The organism is Cognatilysobacter segetis, assembly GCF_004359965.1.
Classification (GTDB): Bacteria; Pseudomonadota; Gammaproteobacteria; order Xanthomonadales; family Xanthomonadaceae; genus Cognatilysobacter; species Cognatilysobacter segetis.
In genome coordinates this window covers 1-1,853 of sequence record NZ_SMRQ01000131.1, presented here as the reverse complement: position 1 = coordinate 1,853, position 1,853 = coordinate 1, and the positions used below count along the sequence as shown (strand labels likewise).

The following is a 1,853-nucleotide window of genomic DNA, read 5'->3' as shown; positions in this document are numbered from 1 at the left end:
TGCAGCAGGCCCACGAGGCTCTCGCGCACCAGCGTGTGGTCGTCGGCGATGAGGATGCGGATCGGCATACCGCCACCCTGCGGCGCGCCGGGCTCGTCGCCGTCGAGGCGATGCGCCTGTGCCGCCTGTGCATGGATGGACGCCGCGACGCGGCTGGCGTTGTCGCGCAGCCACGGCGCGGCTTCGAGGTAGAGCCGCAGCACGGTTGTGCCGTCGCGCGCGGCGAGGGCACGTGCCATCGCGACGTCGATCCAGTCGAGCCGCAGCGCGGCATTGCCGAGCGACGCGGTTGGGGCATCCAGCGTGGCGACGTCGCGGCCGGCGAGCCGCGCCTGCAACAGGTCGAGTTCGAGTTGCAGCGCGCGCACGCCCGACGCCTGCGCCTGCGGCAGCGCGGCGCGCAGGGCCACCAGCGCGCCGCGCGTATCGCCGCGCGACTGCGCGGTGCGCGCCGCGAGGCGGCCGGCGATCGCGCGCTGTTCGGTGGACGCCTGCGCGAGGTCGGCGCGCAACGCATCGAGCTCGCGTTGCGCCGATGCGGCATCGCCTGCATCGAGCGCTGCCTCGATGCCGATCAACCTTGCATCGACCGACCCGCGCAGGTCGTCGCGCTCGTCGAACAGCTGTCGCGCCCGCGCGGCGTTGTCGACCGCGGTCGTGACGTCGCCGCGTGTGAGCGCTACCTCGGCGAGGTTGCGGTAGGCCACGGCGGCTTCCTCGGCCATCTGCAGCTTGCGTGCCTGCGCCAGCGCCGCCTGCTGCGATCGCGTTGCCTCGCTCCAGCGCCCCCGCGCGGCCTGCAGCAGCCCGAGGTTTTCGCGCGTGCGGATGTCGCCGGTCTCGTCGCCGAGGCGGCGATAGGCGTCCGCTGCGCGCTGCCAGTAGGTCTGCGCATCGTCGTACGCGCCCAGCTGGTAATGCGCGAAGCCGATGTCGTTGAGCGCCTGCGCCACGCCGTGCGGATCGCCCGCGCGCTCGAAGCCCTGCAGCGCCAGCCGGAACGCGTCGAGCGACGCCGCGTAATGCCCGCGTTCCTCCTCCAGCAGCCCGCGCTCGTTGTCGACGGCCGCCATGCCGGCGCGGTCGTTGAGCTCCACGTTGATGCGCCGCGCCTCGTCGAGCGATGCCGCGGCATCGTCGAACGCCCCGCGCTGGCCCAACAGGTTCGCGAGGTTGCGCAGGCTGGTGGCGACGCCGCGGCGGTTGCCCACGGCGCGGCGCAGATCGACCGCGCGCCGGTACTGCTCCTCGGCCTCCTTCGTCTGCCCCAGCCGCCCATAGCCCACGCCGAGCGCGTTCACCACCTCCGCGACGCCGTAGGCATTGCGACCGCGCTTGAACAGCACGAGCGCGCGCAGCAGGTATTCGTCGACCGCCGGCCGCGCGTCGCCCTTGAGGATGGACAGCTTGCCGAGCTCGTACCAGGCGCGGGCGTCCTGCGCATCCCGCGAGGTGAGGTGCTGCAGCGTCGCGATCGCGGTGTCGAAATCGCCCGCGGCACCCTGGGCGCGCGCGAGCTGCAGTTCGGCCAGCGTGTCGGAGGGCGATTGCGCGAGCAGCACCCGCCAGTCGCCGGCGGCGCGGCCGGGGTCGCCCTCCAGCAACGCGCGCATCGCGCCGAGCCGCTGCAGGAACCGCGGCGGCGCCTGGCCGGCCGCGCGTTGCGCCTGTGCGACCGCTGACAGCGCGACATCATCCTCGCCGACCGCCTGCGCGACTTCGGCCAGCGCGAGCCAGCCGCCGGCGTCCGCGCGCTCGCTGCCGGTGGCGCGCTGCAGCGTCGCGAGCGCGGCGTCGTAATGACCGTCGCGCCGGGCGATCTCGGCCGCGCCCCGCAGCGCGACCACGTTCGC

The 1,853-nt window shown here is 74.3% G+C and carries 1 protein-coding gene; it reads right to left on the bottom strand.

Annotation, left to right across the window (positions count from 1 at the left end):
• A partial coding sequence (locus E4F61_RS14285) for a tetratricopeptide repeat protein (RefSeq protein WP_133480260.1) occupies positions 1–1,853 on the bottom strand: 1,853 nt, incomplete at both ends.